The 15,667-nt window shown below is 70.0% G+C and carries 12 protein-coding genes; 4 read left to right on the top strand and 8 right to left on the bottom strand.

The window, feature by feature from the left end; genetic code table 11:
• Nucleotides 1-159 precede the first annotated feature (159 nt).
• From RPQ07_RS09265 to RPQ07_RS09255, 3 genes are read left to right on the top strand one after another with little or no spacing between them, the layout of a single operon-like run.
• Complete coding sequence (locus RPQ07_RS09265) at nucleotides 160-5,010, top strand: DUF6531 domain-containing protein (protein WP_313943617.1); 4,851 nt, start codon at nucleotides 160-162, stop codon at nucleotides 5,008-5,010.
• Between the two features lie 15 nt (nucleotides 5,011-5,025).
• Nucleotides 5,026-5,382: a DUF6193 family natural product biosynthesis protein gene (locus RPQ07_RS09260; RefSeq protein ID WP_313943616.1), complete on the top strand. Its 357-nt coding sequence runs from the start codon at nucleotides 5,026-5,028 to the stop codon at nucleotides 5,380-5,382.
• Between the two features lie 59 nt (nucleotides 5,383-5,441).
• Entirely contained in the window at nucleotides 5,442-5,888 is a 447-nt protein-coding gene (locus tag RPQ07_RS09255; RefSeq protein ID WP_313943615.1) for an LLM class flavin-dependent oxidoreductase, read from the top strand.
• A gap of 131 nt (nucleotides 5,889-6,019) precedes the next feature.
• Here the strand turns inward: RPQ07_RS09255 and RPQ07_RS09250 are convergent, their stop codons facing one another.
• On the bottom strand, nucleotides 6,020-6,838 hold the full coding sequence (locus tag RPQ07_RS09250) for an SDR family oxidoreductase (protein WP_313943614.1): 819 nt from the start codon (nucleotides 6,836-6,838) through the stop codon (nucleotides 6,020-6,022).
• A 499-nt stretch (nucleotides 6,839-7,337) separates the two neighbouring features.
• Between RPQ07_RS09250 and RPQ07_RS09245 the strand changes: the two genes are divergently transcribed.
• Nucleotides 7,338-7,997 carry a phosphatase PAP2 family protein gene (locus RPQ07_RS09245; protein WP_313943613.1) on the top strand — a complete coding sequence of 220 codons (660 nt, stop codon included), beginning with the start codon at nucleotides 7,338-7,340 and terminating at the stop codon, nucleotides 7,995-7,997.
• A gap of 7 nt (nucleotides 7,998-8,004) precedes the next feature.
• Here RPQ07_RS09245 and RPQ07_RS09240 read toward each other — a convergent pair whose 3' ends face one another.
• From RPQ07_RS09240 to RPQ07_RS09210, 7 genes are read right to left on the bottom strand one after another with little or no spacing between them, the layout of a single operon-like run.
• Nucleotides 8,005-9,330 carry a glutamate-1-semialdehyde 2,1-aminomutase gene (locus RPQ07_RS09240; RefSeq protein WP_313943612.1) on the bottom strand — a complete coding sequence of 442 codons (1,326 nt, stop codon included), beginning with the start codon at nucleotides 9,328-9,330 and terminating at the stop codon, nucleotides 8,005-8,007.
• A gap of 7 nt (nucleotides 9,331-9,337) precedes the next feature.
• Nucleotides 9,338-9,889: a dTDP-4-dehydrorhamnose 3,5-epimerase gene (rfbC, locus tag RPQ07_RS09235; RefSeq protein WP_313943611.1), complete on the bottom strand. Its 552-nt coding sequence runs from the start codon at nucleotides 9,887-9,889 to the stop codon at nucleotides 9,338-9,340.
• Nucleotides 9,886-11,133 (bottom strand): polysaccharide pyruvyl transferase family protein, encoded by a 1,248-nt coding sequence (locus RPQ07_RS09230; RefSeq protein ID WP_313943610.1) that lies wholly within the window; start codon nucleotides 11,131-11,133, stop codon nucleotides 9,886-9,888. The genes rfbC and RPQ07_RS09230 overlap by 4 nt, the downstream gene beginning before the upstream one ends.
• A complete protein-coding gene (locus RPQ07_RS09225) occupies nucleotides 11,130-12,077 on the bottom strand; it encodes a glycosyltransferase family 2 protein (RefSeq protein ID WP_313943609.1) in 948 nt (315 codons plus the stop codon). Before RPQ07_RS09225 ends, RPQ07_RS09230 begins: the two co-directional genes overlap by 4 nt.
• A complete protein-coding gene (locus RPQ07_RS09220) occupies nucleotides 12,074-13,363 on the bottom strand; it encodes a hypothetical protein (protein ID WP_313948828.1) in 1,290 nt (429 codons plus the stop codon). Before RPQ07_RS09220 ends, RPQ07_RS09225 begins: the two co-directional genes overlap by 4 nt.
• 5 nt (nucleotides 13,364-13,368) lie before the next feature.
• Nucleotides 13,369-14,643 (bottom strand): DUF4910 domain-containing protein, encoded by a 1,275-nt coding sequence (locus RPQ07_RS09215; protein WP_313943608.1) that lies wholly within the window; start codon nucleotides 14,641-14,643, stop codon nucleotides 13,369-13,371.
• Nucleotides 14,640-15,665 (bottom strand): SDR family oxidoreductase, encoded by a 1,026-nt coding sequence (locus RPQ07_RS09210; protein ID WP_313943607.1) that lies wholly within the window; start codon nucleotides 15,663-15,665, stop codon nucleotides 14,640-14,642. Before RPQ07_RS09210 ends, RPQ07_RS09215 begins: the two co-directional genes overlap by 4 nt.
• Nucleotides 15,666-15,667 lie beyond the last annotated feature (2 nt).

The raw sequence follows: 15,667 nt of genomic DNA, 5'->3' as shown, positions 1-15,667 counted from the left end.
GCCGGCGGGCAGACATCTTCAAGATGCCCGGCCGACAGTTCGCCACCCTTCTTGTGCCCCAACGGCCAGCCCCCTGAATCCACTTGGTACCGACGGGACGTCACATGAAAGGGTGTTCTCCTGACTGACCGATTGCAGGTGGGAACGGGGGCTGTTGTCGTGGGGTACACGATTCCTGAGGGCGTCGACACGATGCTCGATGTCGTCGGTGTGGGCTGGCCGAATGTGGACGAGGACGCCTACCGCGATATGGCGGACTCGCTGCGGGAGTTCGCGGATGACGCCGACGACGACGCGGGGGCCGCGTACGGGCACATCCAGAAACTGCTCTCCACGGGCCGGAGCGAGTCGCTGACGGCGCTGGACAAGCACTGGTCGAAGGTGCAGGGCAAGCACAAGGACCTGGCGAAGGCGGCCCGGCTGGTGGCCGGCGCGCTGGACCGCGTGGCGGACATCATCGTGGCCCGGAAGATCGCCGCGGTGGGTGAACTGGCGGACCTGTGCGCCACGGTGGGCATCACGCTGGCGTTCGCACCGGTGACGGCCGGTCTGTCGACGCTGCTCGCCGGTGCCAAGATCGCGGCCACCCGGATCGCGTTCAAGAAGATCCTGAAGGAGATGGCGGAGGCGGCCGTCGCGGAGATCGTCGCGACGCTCACCGAGCCCGCGGTCGCCGCGATCGAGAACATCGTCGCCGACCTCGCCATCCAGACAGCGCTGAACGCCGCCGGTGTCCAGGACGGCTATAACACCGACCAGACGGTGCAGGCCGGCAAGGACGGGCTGCAGATCAATTCCGCCGGCGGACCGACCGGACCCGGGGGCGGTGGTGGTCCGGAGATCGACCACGACGCGCACGGCAAGGCCGGCATGCACCTGGCCAACGTGCAGATCTCCATGAAAGGCAGGACGAAGGGCAAGCTCGGCAAGGCCAGGGGCCACCACGGGCGTGCCAAGGGCAAGGACTCCCTGACCGCCGTCCTCGACACCACCATCGAAGGCGTCACGGTGAAGCTCGGCAAGGCGCTGGACGACCTCGGCGACCACGTCGGCAAGAAGGTCCCCGACGCCATCACCGGAGGCTCCAAGACCCACAAGGACACCGACGGCGACGTCCGCGACCGCGTCAAGAGCATCCTCACCAAGGACGGCAAGGACGACGGGGGCCTGGGCGGGAAGCAGGGCAGCTCCGAGCCCGGGCGAGAACAGCGCCGAGCCGACGACAAGCGGACGAAGCCGGACCGTCTGGACACCGCCAAGGACGACGCGCGCCGCAACGGCATCTCGCTCGACAAGAAGACCTGTGAGAACGACCCGGTCGATGTCGCCACCGGCGAGATGACACTGCCCCAGACCGACCTGTCCCTGCCCGGTGTCCTGCCCCTCGTCCTGCGCCGCACGCATCTCTCCTCATACCGTTACGGCCAGTGGTTCGGCCGCAGTTGGGCTTCCACCCTGGACGAGCGGATCGAACTCGCCCCGCTCGGCGCCGGTGCGGTCTGGTCACGCGAGGACGGCTCGCTCCTGGTCTACCCCCGGCTGCCGCTGCCGGACGACACGGACGGCGTCCTGCCCCTGGAGGGTGCACGGCTGCCCCTCCTGTACGGCGGACAGGACAACGCGGAAACCACTTACCAGGTCACCGACCCGCACTCGGGTCTGACGCGCTCCTTCACGGGCAGCCCGTACAACGAGTCCCCGGCGTACTGGCTCGCCGAGATCGAGGACCGCAACCACAACCGGATTACGTTCACGCGCCGCGGCGACGGCAGCCCCACGGCCGTCACTCACGACGCTGGCTACCGGGTCCTCCTGGCCGTCGAGGATGCACGAATACGCGAACTCGCCCTGCGCACGCCCGACGGTCCGGTCACCGTCATGCGCTACGGCTACGACCCGCAGGGCAACGTCGACGCCGTCACCAACTCCTCGGGCCTGCCGCTCCGCTTCACGTACGATGCGGACGCGCGGATCACCTCGTGGACCGACCGGAACGACTCCACATTCCGGTACGTATACGACGCCGACGGCCGTGTCGTCCGCACGATCGGCCCGGACGGCTACCTGTCCTCCACGTTCGCGTACGGTGCCCACCCGGAGACCGGCGACCACATCACGCGTTACACCGATTCGGTGGGCGCCACGAAGGTCTTCCACTTCAACGACCGCCTGCAGGTCGTCGCGGAAACCGACCCTCTGGGCAGCACGACCCACCGGGAGTACGACCGCTACGACCGCCTCCTCTCCCGCAGGGACGTGCTCGGCCGGACCACCACGTACACGTACGACGACCGGGGCAACCTCACCCGTGTCGACCACCCGGACGGCACCGTCGCAGGCGTCGAGTACAACGAGCTGAACCAGCTCACCTCCGTGACCGGCCCGGACGGCGCGACGTCTCGCCAGGAGTACGACGAACGCGGCAACCCGACCCTCTTCACCCGTCCGAACGGGTCGACAACCCGGCTCACCCACGGCCCGCGCGGCCAGCTCACCGGCGTCGACGACTCCCAAGGCGCGCTGGACCGGGTGCACTGCGACGCGGCCGGCCTCCCTCTGGCGATCCGCGGCCCGCTCGGCGTGATCACCCGCTACACACGGGACGCGTTCGGTCGCGCGGTCGGGATCACAGCCCTCGAGGGGCGCACCACCGCCTTGGAGTGGACGGTCGAGGGCAAGCTCGCGCGCCGGACCGATCCGGACGGCTCCCAGCAGTCCTGGATGTACGACGGCGAAGGCAACTGCCTCGTCCACACGGACGCGGTGGGCGGTGAGACGCGCTTCGAGTACACGCACTTCGACCTGGTCAGCGCCCGGATCACACCGGACGGCGCACGCCACGAGTTCGCTCACGACACGGAGCTGCGTCTCGCTGCCGTGACGAACCCGCAGGGCCTCACCTGGAGTTACGCATACGACGCGGCGGGTCGTCTCATCTCCGAGACCGACTTCGACGGCCGCACGCTCGCCTACACCCATGACGCGATGGGCCGCCTGTCGGCGCGCACGAACGGCCTCGGGCAGACCGTCCGCTTCGAGCGCGATGCCGCGGGCCGCGTCATCACCAAGGATGCGGAGGGAGCGGTCACCCGCTTCACCTACGACATCCACGGTCACCTCGCCCGTGCCGTCGGTCCCGACGCGGAACTGACCTTCATACGCGACAGCTCGGGCCGGATCCTCCGAGAGATCTGCAACGGCCGGGAACTGACCAACGTCTATGACGAGACCGGCCGCCGTGTCAGCCGCACCACACCAACGGGGGCGGTCAGCACCTGGTCCTTCCCCGCCGATCTGCATGCGGAGCTGAACGCATCGGGCCACCAGGTGGTCTTCGAGTTCGACGAGTCGGGCAGGGAGAGCGCCCGCCGCATCGGCGACGCGCTGGCCATCGAGCACGCCTACGACGCGGCCGGACGCTTGACCGACCAGCGGGTCCGAGCCGCCGACGACCGTACTCTCCAGCACCGCTCCTACACGTACCGCGCGGACGGGCATCTGACGGCCGTCAACGACCAGTTGGGAGGCCGGCGGCAGCTTGACCTGACGCGTGAAGGCCGGGTCAGGGGCGTCACCGCCGACAACTGGAGCGAGCGGTACGCGTACGACGAGGCCGGCAACCAAACGGCGGCGACCACGCCCGGCAACGGCGACGCCGACGGCTCACGCGAGTACACCGGTACCCGCATCACCCGCGCGGGACGGGTCCGCTACGAGCACGACGCGCAGGGCCGGGTAGTCCTGCGCCAGAAGGCCCGCCTGTCGCGGAAGCCGGACACCTGGCACTACGGCTGGGACGCCGAGGACCGCCTGGTCTCGGTCACCACACCGGACGGCATGCACTGGCGCTACCTGTACGACGCACTGGGCCGCCGCATCGCGAAGCAGCGTCTTTCGACGGACGGGGCGACAGTCGCCGAGGAGGTGACCTTCACCTGGGACGGCGACACCCTGTGCGAACAGACAACCTCTGCGTCCGACTCCCCCGACACCATCGCCCTGACCTGGGACCACGACGGCGTGAAGCCGGTCACTCAGGTGGAACGCCGTCTCCTGGAGCAGTCGGAGGTCGACCGTCGCTTCTTCGCGATCGTCACCGACCTCGTCGGCACACCACGCGAACTCGTCGACGAACAGGGCGAGGTGGCCTGGCACACCCGCGCGACGCTGTGGGGCACGACGACATGGAACCGCAGCGCGACGGCGTACACGCCGCTGCGGTTCCCCGGCCAGTACTTCGACCCGGAGTCGGGTCTCCACTACAACCGTCACCGCCACTACGACCCCGAGTCGGGTCGCTATGTCTCCCCGGACCCGCTGGGCCTCGTCCCGGCCCCGAACGCGGTCACGTATGTCGACAACCCGACGCGGTGGATCGACCCACTGGGACTGGCGACATGCCCGCACAGGGGTGATGGCAAGCCTCGGCACAGCGTCGTACTGGGCCCGAACAACCCTGGGGCCCCCGAGGGCCCTTCGAACAGACTGGCAAGGTATCTGCGCAACGATCCCAACGACGTAAACCACGATCCGGATCGCCCGCAGGATCCAGGTGCACACACATACAACGGCCCGGACTACGCTAACGGCGAGCCTCCTGAGTGGATGACGAACGTCGTGAATTCGGTGAGTGATCGTGGGACTACGTTGTCGATCACTCTCGATGGCATGCCGAATGAGAAGGGCGAGAAACTCAACTGGGACTCACCGGAAACAATAGTGGAGGCCTTCCAGAAAGCAGCGAACTTCGGATCTCAGTTCAACATGGAACGCCGCGCGGACTACCCGCCGCCGGGTGTGGGGGGGACCGCCTGGGAGATGAGTCAAGTCGCTTACTACGTGCGCAAGTACGAGATCGACGTCGCGATGGATGAGCCGGAGGAGATGCGCAGCGGACGCCCATGGGAGTCGATCCATTGGTACACCCAAGACGAAGATGGGGGATTCAAAGAAATCAAGGTCCCCAAACCGGACATCCCTGAGATCCAGGCGCGCCGCGTCAGCCCGTGAATACAGCGAGAGGAAATGGTGCATCGCATCATGACATACCCGCAAGGCTCTGAAAGCGCCGCAGATGCGGTGACCGCGCAGTGGCGCCGGCTCATCGAGGGGGGGGAGGAGGTAGTCGATCCGGCGATGGTCCGAGCGGCATACGCACAACCTCGATTGCGGAGTCTTTACCCCGGTGTGAGTCACGGCATCATGTTCTTCAAACAAGGCGACGGGATCTCGGGAGACCCTGTTGGGGGCTACGTGTACCCCCAAGAAGACGGGCGCTTCTGGGTCCGTGGGCCTCTTGGTGTGGGCTCACTCGGCGAAGTGGACACGCTCGAGGAAGCTTTTTCTCTGGTCGCGGGGAGTCTTCCCGAGGGCAGCGAATAGGCCACTGACGAGACGAAGGAGGACTGTGACGCGGGCTGCAGAGATATCGTGGCCGCCGAGTGGCAGCGAGCCCTCGCGTGACGGCGGCCCGTGAGTATCTCGGCATCGTCCGCGGGCTGCTCGACGGCGAAACCGTGCAGGCCGAAGGCGAGTACTTCTCATGCCACGGCGGACTTTCGCCGAGCCCGGCTCCTCCGGTGGAACTCGGACTCGGTGTGCTGCGTCCTGGCATGGCACGCGTCGCCGGTGCGGTCGCGGGCTGCGCCATCACCTGGCTGACCCCGGCGTCGTACCTTACCGTGCTCCGGCCCTGCGGGAGGGGGCCGCGGCGGCAGACCGGCCGGTGCCCCGGATCGTGGCCATGGTGCCGCTGGCCCTGCGCCGGCCGGACCGTGACCCGGCGGAGGTCGCGCTGGCCGGCAACGCTCCACACCTCGCGGCACTGCACTACCTCGACATGCTCCACCGCGCCGGTGTCGCGGTGGACGAGGGCGACACGACACTGAGCGCCGAACGCCTGGTGGAGGGCCGCGGTTTCCTCCACGGGGACATCGGCGAACTCGTCGAACAGCTCGCCGAGTTCCCGGACGCGGGGGTGGACGAGGTCGTGCTGACCACGACCGGCGTGTTCGAAAGCTCAATGGTTGTCATCGCGTCGGGTGACGTGGAATTCGAAGGGAACAGTTCCGGGATCCAGTGCGGTCACTCCGCCATCCACGGTCAGGACGGCTCCGTTGACGAAGGACGCGGCCGAGGACAGCAGCCAGGAAATTGCCTCGGCAACCTCACGAGGGTCTCCGGGGCGCTGTGCCGGCAGCAGCCTCGTGGCTTCTTCGTATGCGTCGTCGACGTCGTCGATGGTCGGTCCGGCGTCGTCCGCGAACCGTGTCATGCGGCGGTCGGCCATCTCCGTACGTATCCAACTGGGGCAGACCACGTTGGCCCGCAAGCCTTGCGGCCCGTAGTCCACGCAAAGCGACCGGCACAACTGCAGCAATGCCGCTTTGGAGGTGGCGTACGCGGCATTACCCACTCCGTTTCGGAGGGCGGAAACCGAGGAAACCGCGACGACGGAGCCATGGGCCCGGAGCAGGTGGGGCAATGCCGCGCGCATCAAGAGGAAAGGGCCGGTCACGTTGGTGCGGAGTACCAGATCCCAGTCCTCGTTCGACAGGTCGCCGACGCCTCCGCCGCGTCCCACTCCTGCATTGAGGACCAATCCATCAAGTCGGCCGAATCGCGCCATGGTGGTTTCGACGAGACGGTGAACGGCGTCCGGGGCGGCGGTGTCGGCCGGACAGGCCAGAGCTCCGGTTTCCGCGGCTATGCGGTGCAACGGTTCCGGGCGTCGACCGGAGACGACGACGTCGTGGCCGGACGCCCGGAGCAGCCGCGCCGTCGCCGCACCGATTCCGGTTCCTCCCCCCGTCACGACCACAACGCGCTGATCCGTCATATGAGTTCGCCTTCCTGTCGCTGCCCGGCTCGGGTGAATCGATCCTACGTGGCAGCATTCGAAGGACCGCGGCCCTGCCGAGGGTGCTCGAAGGCCCCCCACGCAGTCGGTGTGGGAACCGCGGTGCCACTCTCCGAACCAATGGAGATGGTGGTGCCGCCCAGGCGGACGTTGAATTCGGAGAGCACCACCCGGACACCTGGCGCGGGTCATGATGTGCGAGCCGCGGCCGGATTGAGCGGGGCGGAGACTGCCCGGGGAGCCGGTCGTGGCAGCCGGTTCTGCCCCGAGCTGGAGGGAAGGTTCGATGAAGGGAAGGTTCGTGGAATCGAAACCGGACGAGGCTGAGCCGCAGCCCTTACATCTGACGTCCCGCCCATCTCGGCGGCCGGCAGTGGGCAGTTGTCGTGACGGACGGGGGAGGCGCAGATGTCAGGGCCCTGAACACCCCCTGTCCATCGCGGCAGATGACCGCGGGTCGACCGCCCCCGGTGGCCGCGTGGCCGGCCCGTCGGTGCCCGCGGTGCTGCCTCCCTCGCTGGGCGCCGGGCTCGGGTTCGTCGCGGCCCTCGCCGCGCTCGTGGTCGTCGTGCTCGGGGTCCTGTACGCCGGCCACAGCGAGCCCGGCCGCGTGGACATGCGGATCCAGTCGGCGGTGGGCGATGTGCGGTCGCCGTGGCGGGAAGTCGCCCTGGCCATCGACTTCTTGGGCGAGCCCGCCGGAGCGGCGATGCTGGTCGTGGCCGCCCTGACGGGCTGCCTGCTGCTCCGGCGTCCTCGCGCGGCGGTGTTCCTCGTTGCCGGCGCCGGCACGACCGTGGCGACGACCACGCTCCTCAAGCCTCTGGTGGGACGCACCATCCACGGCGCCGACAATCTGTCCTACCCGAGCGGGCACACCGCCTTCTTCACCGCGCTCGCCCTTGTGGCGGCACTGCTCGCGACCGGCCGGCTCGGACTCGGCAGGACAGCCCGCACGCTGACAGTGCTCACCGCGGCGCTGGTTGCCGGTGTCGCCATGGGCTGGGCGCAGGTCGCCCTGGGCGCGCACTACCCGACCGACGTCATCGGCGGCTGGTGCACCGCGCTGGCGGTGATCCCGGCGACCGCGTGGCCGGCGGACCGGATCGCCGGCGACGGCCGGTGGCGCCGTCGCTGACGTCACGTCATGCCAGGCGGCGGAACACGGGTTTCACCGGTCGTCCGCCCAGCCAGGACGTGGGATCACCCACGTCAAGTGCCTTGCGGTACACCGCACAAGCCTGGGCCACCGCGTCGACGGTGTGATCGATGTCGGCGTCGCTGAGCGCGCTGCTCACCACGAACGACGGGGCCAGCACCCCGCCCGCGAGAAGACGGCGCAGGAAGAGGGTGCGGTACTGCTGCGACGGCTGCCCGTTCTCGTCGAGAGTGGCGAAGACCAGATTGCTGGCCCGGCCCCGGACGACGACATGGTCGCCGACGCCCATGCCGGTCGCGGCTTCGCGGACGCCGACGGCCAACCGTTCGCCGAGGGCGTGCAGTTGCGCGGTGATGCCCTCCTCGACGTAGGTGGTCTGCACGGCCATCGCGGCTGCCAGGGAGTGCGTCTCCGCGCCGTGCGTGGTGGACAGCAGGAACACCCGGTCATCCAAGTGCCGCAGCCCGCCCCGCTCCATCAGCTCGCGGCATCCGGCCAGTGCGGAGATGGCGAATCCGTTGCCCAGCGCCTTGCCGAAGGTGGAGAGGTCCGGGACGACGCCGTACAGGCCCTGGGCGCCCGCCTCGGACCAGCGGAAGCCGCTGATCATCTCGTCGAAGACCAGCACGCAGCCGTGCCGGTCGGCCAGTTCGCGCAGGCCGGTCAGATAGCCGGGCGGCGGCTCGGTGTGGCCGGCGGGTTCGAGGATCAGACAGGCGACCTCGTCCTGGTACCGGGCGAGCAACTCCTCCGTCGCGGCGAGGTCCCCGTAGGGGAACGCCACGGTGAGGTCGGTGATCGCCGACGGAATACCGGCGGACATCGGTGTGGAGCCGATGAACCAGTCGTCGACGGAGAAGAACGGCTGGTCGCCGCAGATGGCCACCCGCGGGCGCCCGGTGGCGGCGCGGGCGAGGCGCACCGCGGCGGTGGTGGCGTCGGAACCGTTCTTCGCGAACTTCACCATCTCGGCGGTCGGCACCGTGGCCAGGAAGCGTTCCGCGGCTTCGGCCTCCACGATCGACGGCCGGACGAAGTTGCTGCCACGGTCGATCTCCCGTCGCACCGCCTCGGTCACGCGCGGGTGGGCGTGGCCGAGGCTGACCGACCGCAGGCCGGAGCCGTACTCGATGTAGCGGTTGCCGTCGACGTCCCACACATGGGCACCGCGGCCGTGGCTGATGACGGGGGCCAGGTTCTCGGGGTACTGGTCGTCGCCCTTGGCGTAGGTGTGCGCACCGCCGGGGATCATGGCGTGCAGGCGTTCGTTCGCCGCCTGCGACCGGGGCAGTTGGAACTCTTCGGTGTCCACGCCGACCTCAACTCTCTCTGTTCTTCAGGACCTCGGCGAGACCCGGCGCCTCCCGGTCCCGCTGGGACATCGATGTGACCGGCAGGGGCCAGGGGATGGCGAGCTCCGGGTCGTCGAAGGCGATCGTCACGTCCTCTGCCGGATCGTGGGGGCGGTCGATCCGGTACGAGGTGTCGGCGGTTTCGGTCAGCGCCTGGAAGCCGTGCGCGCACCCCGCCGGGATGTACAGGGTCGTCTGCGTATCGCCGGACAGCTCGAAGGAGGTGTGGTTGCGGTAGGTCGGCGAGTCCGGCCGCAGATCCACGACGACGTCGAAGATCTGCCCGTACGAGCACCGCACCAGCTTGGCCTCGCCGGCGCCTGAGCGCAGGTGCAGACCGCGCAGCACGCCTCGGACCGAGCGGGACACGCTGTCCTGGACGAAGGCGTTCGGATCGAGGCCCACCGAGCGGACCACGTCGGCGTCGAAGGTGCGGCAGAAGAAGCCGCGTTCGTCGGCGTACGACGTCGGCTCGAAGAGGTACGCGCCCGCGATCGCCGGGACTTCGGTCGCCTTCATGGTGTCTCCTGCCGGGTGCGGGCGTGTCCGTGGCCGGTCGCCGGGAACAGAGCGGCGGTCAACGCGATGAACTGGTCCTTGAGTTGGCGGGCGGCGACCAGGTTCCGCTCGGCGAGGATGTGCCGCAGCTCCGCCGATTGCTTCTCCAGCTCCCGGAACTGCTCCAGCAGCCGGTCGGCGTCCACCTCGCGAGCCGGGTGGCAGTACGCGTCCAACCCCATCCGATCCATGAGCGCGTCGCTCTTCGCCGCATAACTCAGGGCAAGCGTCGGGGTGCCGACCTTCAGCGCGCAGATCAGGTTGTGGTACCGGGTCGCCACGACGGTCTCGGCAGCCGCCATCTCCTTCATCAGGTCCGCCAGCGTGGCCGCCTCGGCAGCGGTGACCAGCGGTGAGTCCACCGCGTCGAGGATCGCGGCGACCACCGGCGCATCGCACGCGTCGCCGGTCAGCAGCCGGACCGGCCTGCCGTCCTCGGCCAGCGCGCGGACGAACCGGGTCGTTCCGTCGAGGTAGCGCCGGTGGATCTCCTCGGACCGGGCGCGGTCGTCGTTGCTCCCGTGGAAATCCATGACGCCGACGCATACCGGGCCCGGCGGGACCGAGAGCCCGTCGGGACCGCCTGCCGGCGGTGTCGGCAGGGCGAAGGCGAGGTCCGGGTAGATCTCGTCGCGCGCGGTGTCCACGCCCATCGCCCGCATCGCGTCGCGGGACTGGGTGTCCCGGTACGACCGGTACGTGGCCAGCCGTGCCGACCGGCGAACCAGGGCCCGGGTCGGCCGGTCGGCGATCGCGGTGGCGCCGACGCCGACCAGCGCGACCCGGGTGCGGAACAGCCGGCCGGTCGCGCAGAGCAGGAACAGCGAGTACGGGAAGCCCCACGGCCGCAGCGGCAGCGTGGCCTCCAGGACGCCCATGCCCGGCACGATCACCACGTCGTGCCGGCGCACCCACGCGGCGGTGCGGAACGCGTCGACGAGCTTGCCCAGAGCCTTGCCCGCGATCGCGCCCGCACGCGACGCGGTCCGGTACTCCCCGCGGTACCAGTGCAGCCGTGTCGCGGGGATCCCGTACCGGGCCGCGACGACCTCGGGCCCGCCGCACAGCGCGTCCACGACCGCCTCCGGGTGCTCGGCACGGAGGTAGCCGAGCACGGCCTCGAGCGACCCGTCGTTGCCGAGGTTGCCGGAGCCGAGCAGGCCGAACACCCCGACACGCACCGGGGTTTCGTCCACGGGCGTCACGCCTGCCTCCGCTCACGCCCGGCGACGAGGGCGTCGACGGAGACGGTGAGCCGGCCCGGGTCGACCGGGGCGCGGTCCTCGACCCGCTCGCCGGCGCCCGGCCGGACCCGGCTGGTCGCCCACGCGGCCAGATGGCGGAAGCACGCGCGCCGGTCGGCCGGGGACAACGGGGCCCGCCGGATCGCCGCGACGAAGCCCCAGACGTACTCGGCGAGCAGCCGGGGCGTCGGGTGCAGCGCGCCTGCCCGCCGCGGGTCCAGATTGACGCACCGGGAGCGCTTGGACGGGTTCGCCCGCTCGGCACGGGTGGGGTGGTCGCGGCGGAAGTACAGCAGCTCCGGCACCTGGTGGAAGGGCCCGTTCAGGACGATCTCGGCGACGAACGTCCGGTCCGCGTGGTGATAGCTGTTGTGCGGCCTCACGCGGCGCAGCATGTCGGCGCGCATCACCCCGTAGAAGTCGTCGCCACCGGGTTCGAACAGGAAACTGCGGAAGCGCTCGGGCGCATGCGGCGAGGCGGTGGCGAGGCCGTACTCGTAGGGGACCTTCAGCTGTCCTTCGCCGTCGATGACCGCCTGGTCGGAGTGCGCGAGGATCACGTCCGGCCGCTCGTCCAGCGCCTCGACGCACCGTCGCAGCAGGTCGCGGGCGTAAAGGTCGTCGTGCGAGGCCCACTTGAACAACTCGCCGCGGCACTCGGTGAAGACGTAGTTGTGGTTCGGAGCGGCGCCGATGTTGCGCAGCAGCCGGATGTACCGGATGCGCGAGTCCTGCGCGGCGTACGTGCGGCAGATGTCCTCGGTCCCGTCGGTCGAGGCGTTGTCGGAGATGACCAGCTCGAAGTCCTCGTAGGTCTGACCGAGGAGGGCGTCGAGCGATTCGGCGAGGTACTCCTCGCCGTTGTACACGGGCAGGCCGATGCTCAGCCTGGGTTGCGCGGTCATGGCGTCCTCGCTTCGGGGATGGTGTCCTGGTGGTGTTCGCGCAGGGCGGAGCGCAGCTGGAGCCACCACACGGCGGAGCCGGCGAGCGTCGCTGCGGCGACGCCCCAGGCCGAGCCGACCGTGCCGCCGAGGGCGGCTCCGCCCAGCCCGCCCGCCACGTAGCAGGCGGAGGCGAACAGTTGGCAGCGCAGGCTGCGCCGGGCCGCGGCGAGCGCGCGCAGCCCCGCCGCCGCGCCGGTGCCGAGCCCGGCCCATGCGACGCCGAGGGTGACCGGCACGATGAGCTGGGAGGCGGAGTGCCAGACGTCGCCGAGCACGAGTTCGCCGAGCCGGTCCGGCATCAGGAGCAGCGCCCCGCCCCAGAGCAGCGCGGCGACGGCCTGCCCGCCTCCCAGCAGGAGGCAGAACCTGCCGAGGCGGTGCGGGGACTGCCGCAGCACCCGTGCCGCCTCCGCGACCGTGACCAGCGAGAGGCCCATCAGCACGGCGAGGAACGGGCCGAGGAGGAGTTCGGCGCCGCGGACCGCACCCACCGCGCCGACCCCGACGATCACACCGAGCCCGTACGCACGCAGCTGGCCGGCGCCGCTGAGGCTGACGTTCTCGACGAGGTACCGGTAGCCGAGGTCGCGTTGCTCGCGGAGCCACGCGCGTGCCTGGGTCGTCCGGGGCCGGATACCGGACTGGATGTATCCGTACCCCGCGGCCACCGTGGCGGACGCGCCCCACGCGAGCACGAAGGCGGCCACGCTGCCCGCGTGGGCCGCCACGACCAGGGCCGGGACGAGCGCGATGCCCCACACGAGGTCGTTGACGAACGCCTTCCGCCCGAGGCCCGCGGCGAAGAACGAGTACCGCCAGGCGTCCTGGAGCAGCAGCCCCGGCAGCATGACGCCGAGACACGCGAACGCGGGTCCCACACTGCCACCGAGAGCGACGCCGATCACCAGGCACATCGCACCGATGGCGCCGCCGACGACGAGCGCGGTACCCGACGACCGGGCCACGGCCCCGCGCCAGGACGCCTCCGACACGCCGCTGAAGCGCACCACGAGCGGATCGGTGGCAAGGCCGCGGGAGACGTTGAGCACCACGCCGTACGTCACCCAGGCGAGGCTGAACACGCCGAACGCCGTCACGCCCAGCGAGCGCGCCACGTAGACGCCCACCGCGAAGTTGCTGATGCTGGAGGCCGCCTGGTCGGCCAGTCCCCAGGACAGCCGCCCGGCGAAGGCACGCCGGGCGGATCCGGCTGCTGCCGTCGCCTTCTCCTCCTCGATGGCCATCCGCGTCATGCCTTGATCAGACCGGCGCCGTGCAGGGCGTCGGCCGCGGCCGCGACGGTGTCGAACGGCAGCCCGGACCGCTCGGCGACATCCAGCAGACTGTGCTCGCCGTCGGAGAGGCTGAGGACCCAGAGCATGGCCATCTGGGCCTGCTGGGCATCGCTGCGGCCGCCGAGCGAGTCGTACAGCCCGCGCCGCCCCAACTGCGGCTCCCCGTAAGGGCTCAGGTTGAGATACCGCCGGTTGCGGTCCAGCAGGGCGAACGCCTCGCGGCAGACGGCGAGCGTGTCCGCCATGGCCGCGGGGGAGACGAAGTCCGGGTTGTCCGCCGAGGTGTGGTACTCGGGGTAGCCGGCGTACGGCGTGCGGCTGAGCGAACCCACGCCGAGATTGAACCCGGGCGAGCAGTACTGCCGCTCGTCGTAGCCGTACGGGGTGAACTCATTGACGTGGTGCGGGCGTTCGGAGGCGGCGAGGACGTGTCGCATGACCTTGTCGATCTCCGCTTCGCCGCGTCTGCTCTGTTTGTACGTCAGTGAGCCCGCGTCGCCGGCGCAGGCCAGCACCAGCCCGTGCTTGACGCTCTCCACCCGCTCCGCGTTGCGGGCCAGCCAGGTGATCGCCCCGATGGTGCCGGGCGCGTAGATGAACCGGTAGGTGTAGTACGGCGTTTCCTGCGCCAGTGCCCGGGCCAGGTACGTCGCCACCGCGATGCCCGCCAGATTGTCGTTGGCCAGCGACGGGTGGCAGACGTGGCAGGAGACGATCACCTCGTCGGGGACCTGACCGGGGATCACATGCTCGGCGTAGGTGAGGTGGCCGTCCGCGAGGGTGGAGTCGATACGTACCTCGTAGTCGCCGTCCGGCAGTGCGTCCAGGGTCTCCTGCGACAGGCAGAATCCCCACTCCGGCTTGTAGTAGCTCGTGCGGTACGGCACCCAGCTCGGGTGGTCCGGCAGGGTGTGCAGGTGCGCGCGCAGCTCGGAGAGCGGCATGGTGCGCGACACCGGCACGCTGTAACCGAGCACGTGCAGGCTGGACGCGGCGAAGTCGACCACCCGGTTGCCGGCGGCGTCGGCGATGTACGCGTCCCGGATGTTCCACTCCTGGGGCACCGTCCAGTCGAGTACCGGTGTCCCGGTCGGCACCTCGTGCACCTGGAGCGGGACGTACTCGCCGACGATGTCCAGGGTGGCGCGCACTCCGTCGCCGGTGATGCTCCGGCAGAGCGGGTAGAGCCGCTCCACCAGTGTGTGCATGTCTTCGCCGGCAGAGGTCATCGGCGCCACCGCAGGGTGTCGTCGACGGCGCCGGTCTCGGACGCCTCGCGCAGCACGGCGAGGCGGGTGAAGCGCTGCTCGAAGTCCTCCCGCGTGAGCCCGTGTTTCCGGTAGGCGTCGGCGAGTTCGAGCGCGCCCTGCTTGACCGTCCACTCGCAGTCGAAGCCGGGTATCGCGGCGCGGAACCGGGAGAAGTCCACGCGGTACGAGCGCGGATCGGCGCCGTTCTCCCCGGTGATCTTCACCTGCGCGCCGGAGACCGCCTCGGCGACCTGATCGGCGATCTCGGCGACCGTGACATTGTTGACCTCGCTGCCGATGTTGAACGCCCGGTCGTGCACCGCCTCGCGCGGCGCGGTCAGCGCGGCCGCGAAGGCCCGTGCGATGTCGGCGGCGTGGACCAGCGGACGCCAGGGGGTGCCGTCGGAGAGCACCAGCACCTGGCCGGACAGGAGTGCGTGGCCCACCAGGTTGTTGAGCACGATGTCGGCGCGCAGCCGGGGTGAGAAGCCGAAGGCGGTGGCGTTGCGCATGTACACCGGGCTGAACTCGGCGTCGGCCAGCGCGTGCAGATCGTCCTCGACCCGCACCTTCGACTCCGCGTACGGCGTCACCGGGCGCAGCGGGGCGTCCTCGGTCACCAGGTCGTCACCGCCGGAGGCGCCGTACACCGAGCAGGTCGACGCGTACAGGAAGCGCCGGGCTCCGGCGTCGCGGGCCAGCCGGGCCAGGTGTACGGACGCGTGGTGGTTGATGTCGTAGGTGAGCTCCGGCGCCAGCGATCCCAACGGGTCGTTGGACAGGGCGGCCAGGTGGATCACGGCGTCCACCCCGGCCACGTGGTCGGCGGTGACGTCGCGCAGGTCCACCCGGTGAGCCGTCAGGTCCGCGGGCGGCGGGCCCAGCACGCAGTCGGCGAACAGGCCGGCGTCGAGCCCGACGACCTCGTGCCCGGCGGCCGTGAGCACCGGAGCCATGACGGTGCCCAGATAGCCCTGGTGTCCGGTCAGAAGTACGCGCAAGG

Source organism: Streptomyces sp. AM8-1-1, from assembly GCF_032229325.1.
Lineage (GTDB): Bacteria > Actinomycetota > Actinomycetes > Streptomycetales > Streptomycetaceae > Streptomyces > Streptomyces achmelvichensis.
Note: the sequence above shows the minus strand (reverse complement) of the source record. Positions and strands in the feature narration are given on the sequence as shown.

Bases quoted from the DNA above. Each gene is read 5' to 3' on its own strand.
- RPQ07_RS09215 (WP_313943608.1), bottom strand. From the start codon at position 14,643: ATGACCTCTGCCGGCGAAGACATGCACACACTGGTGGAGCGGCTCTAC.
- RPQ07_RS09250 (WP_313943614.1), bottom strand. From the start codon at position 6,838: ATGACGGATCAGCGCGTTGTGGTCGTGACGGGGGGAGGAACCGGAATC.
- RPQ07_RS09260 (WP_313943616.1), top strand. From the start codon at position 5,026: ATGGTGCATCGCATCATGACATACCCGCAAGGCTCTGAAAGCGCCGCA.
- rfbC (WP_313943611.1), bottom strand. From the start codon at position 9,889: ATGAAGGCGACCGAAGTCCCGGCGATCGCGGGCGCGTACCTCTTCGAG.
- RPQ07_RS09225 (WP_313943609.1), bottom strand. From the start codon at position 12,077: ATGACCGCGCAACCCAGGCTGAGCATCGGCCTGCCCGTGTACAACGGC.
- RPQ07_RS09220 (WP_313948828.1), bottom strand. From the start codon at position 13,363: ATGGCCATCGAGGAGGAGAAGGCGACGGCAGCAGCCGGATCCGCCCGG.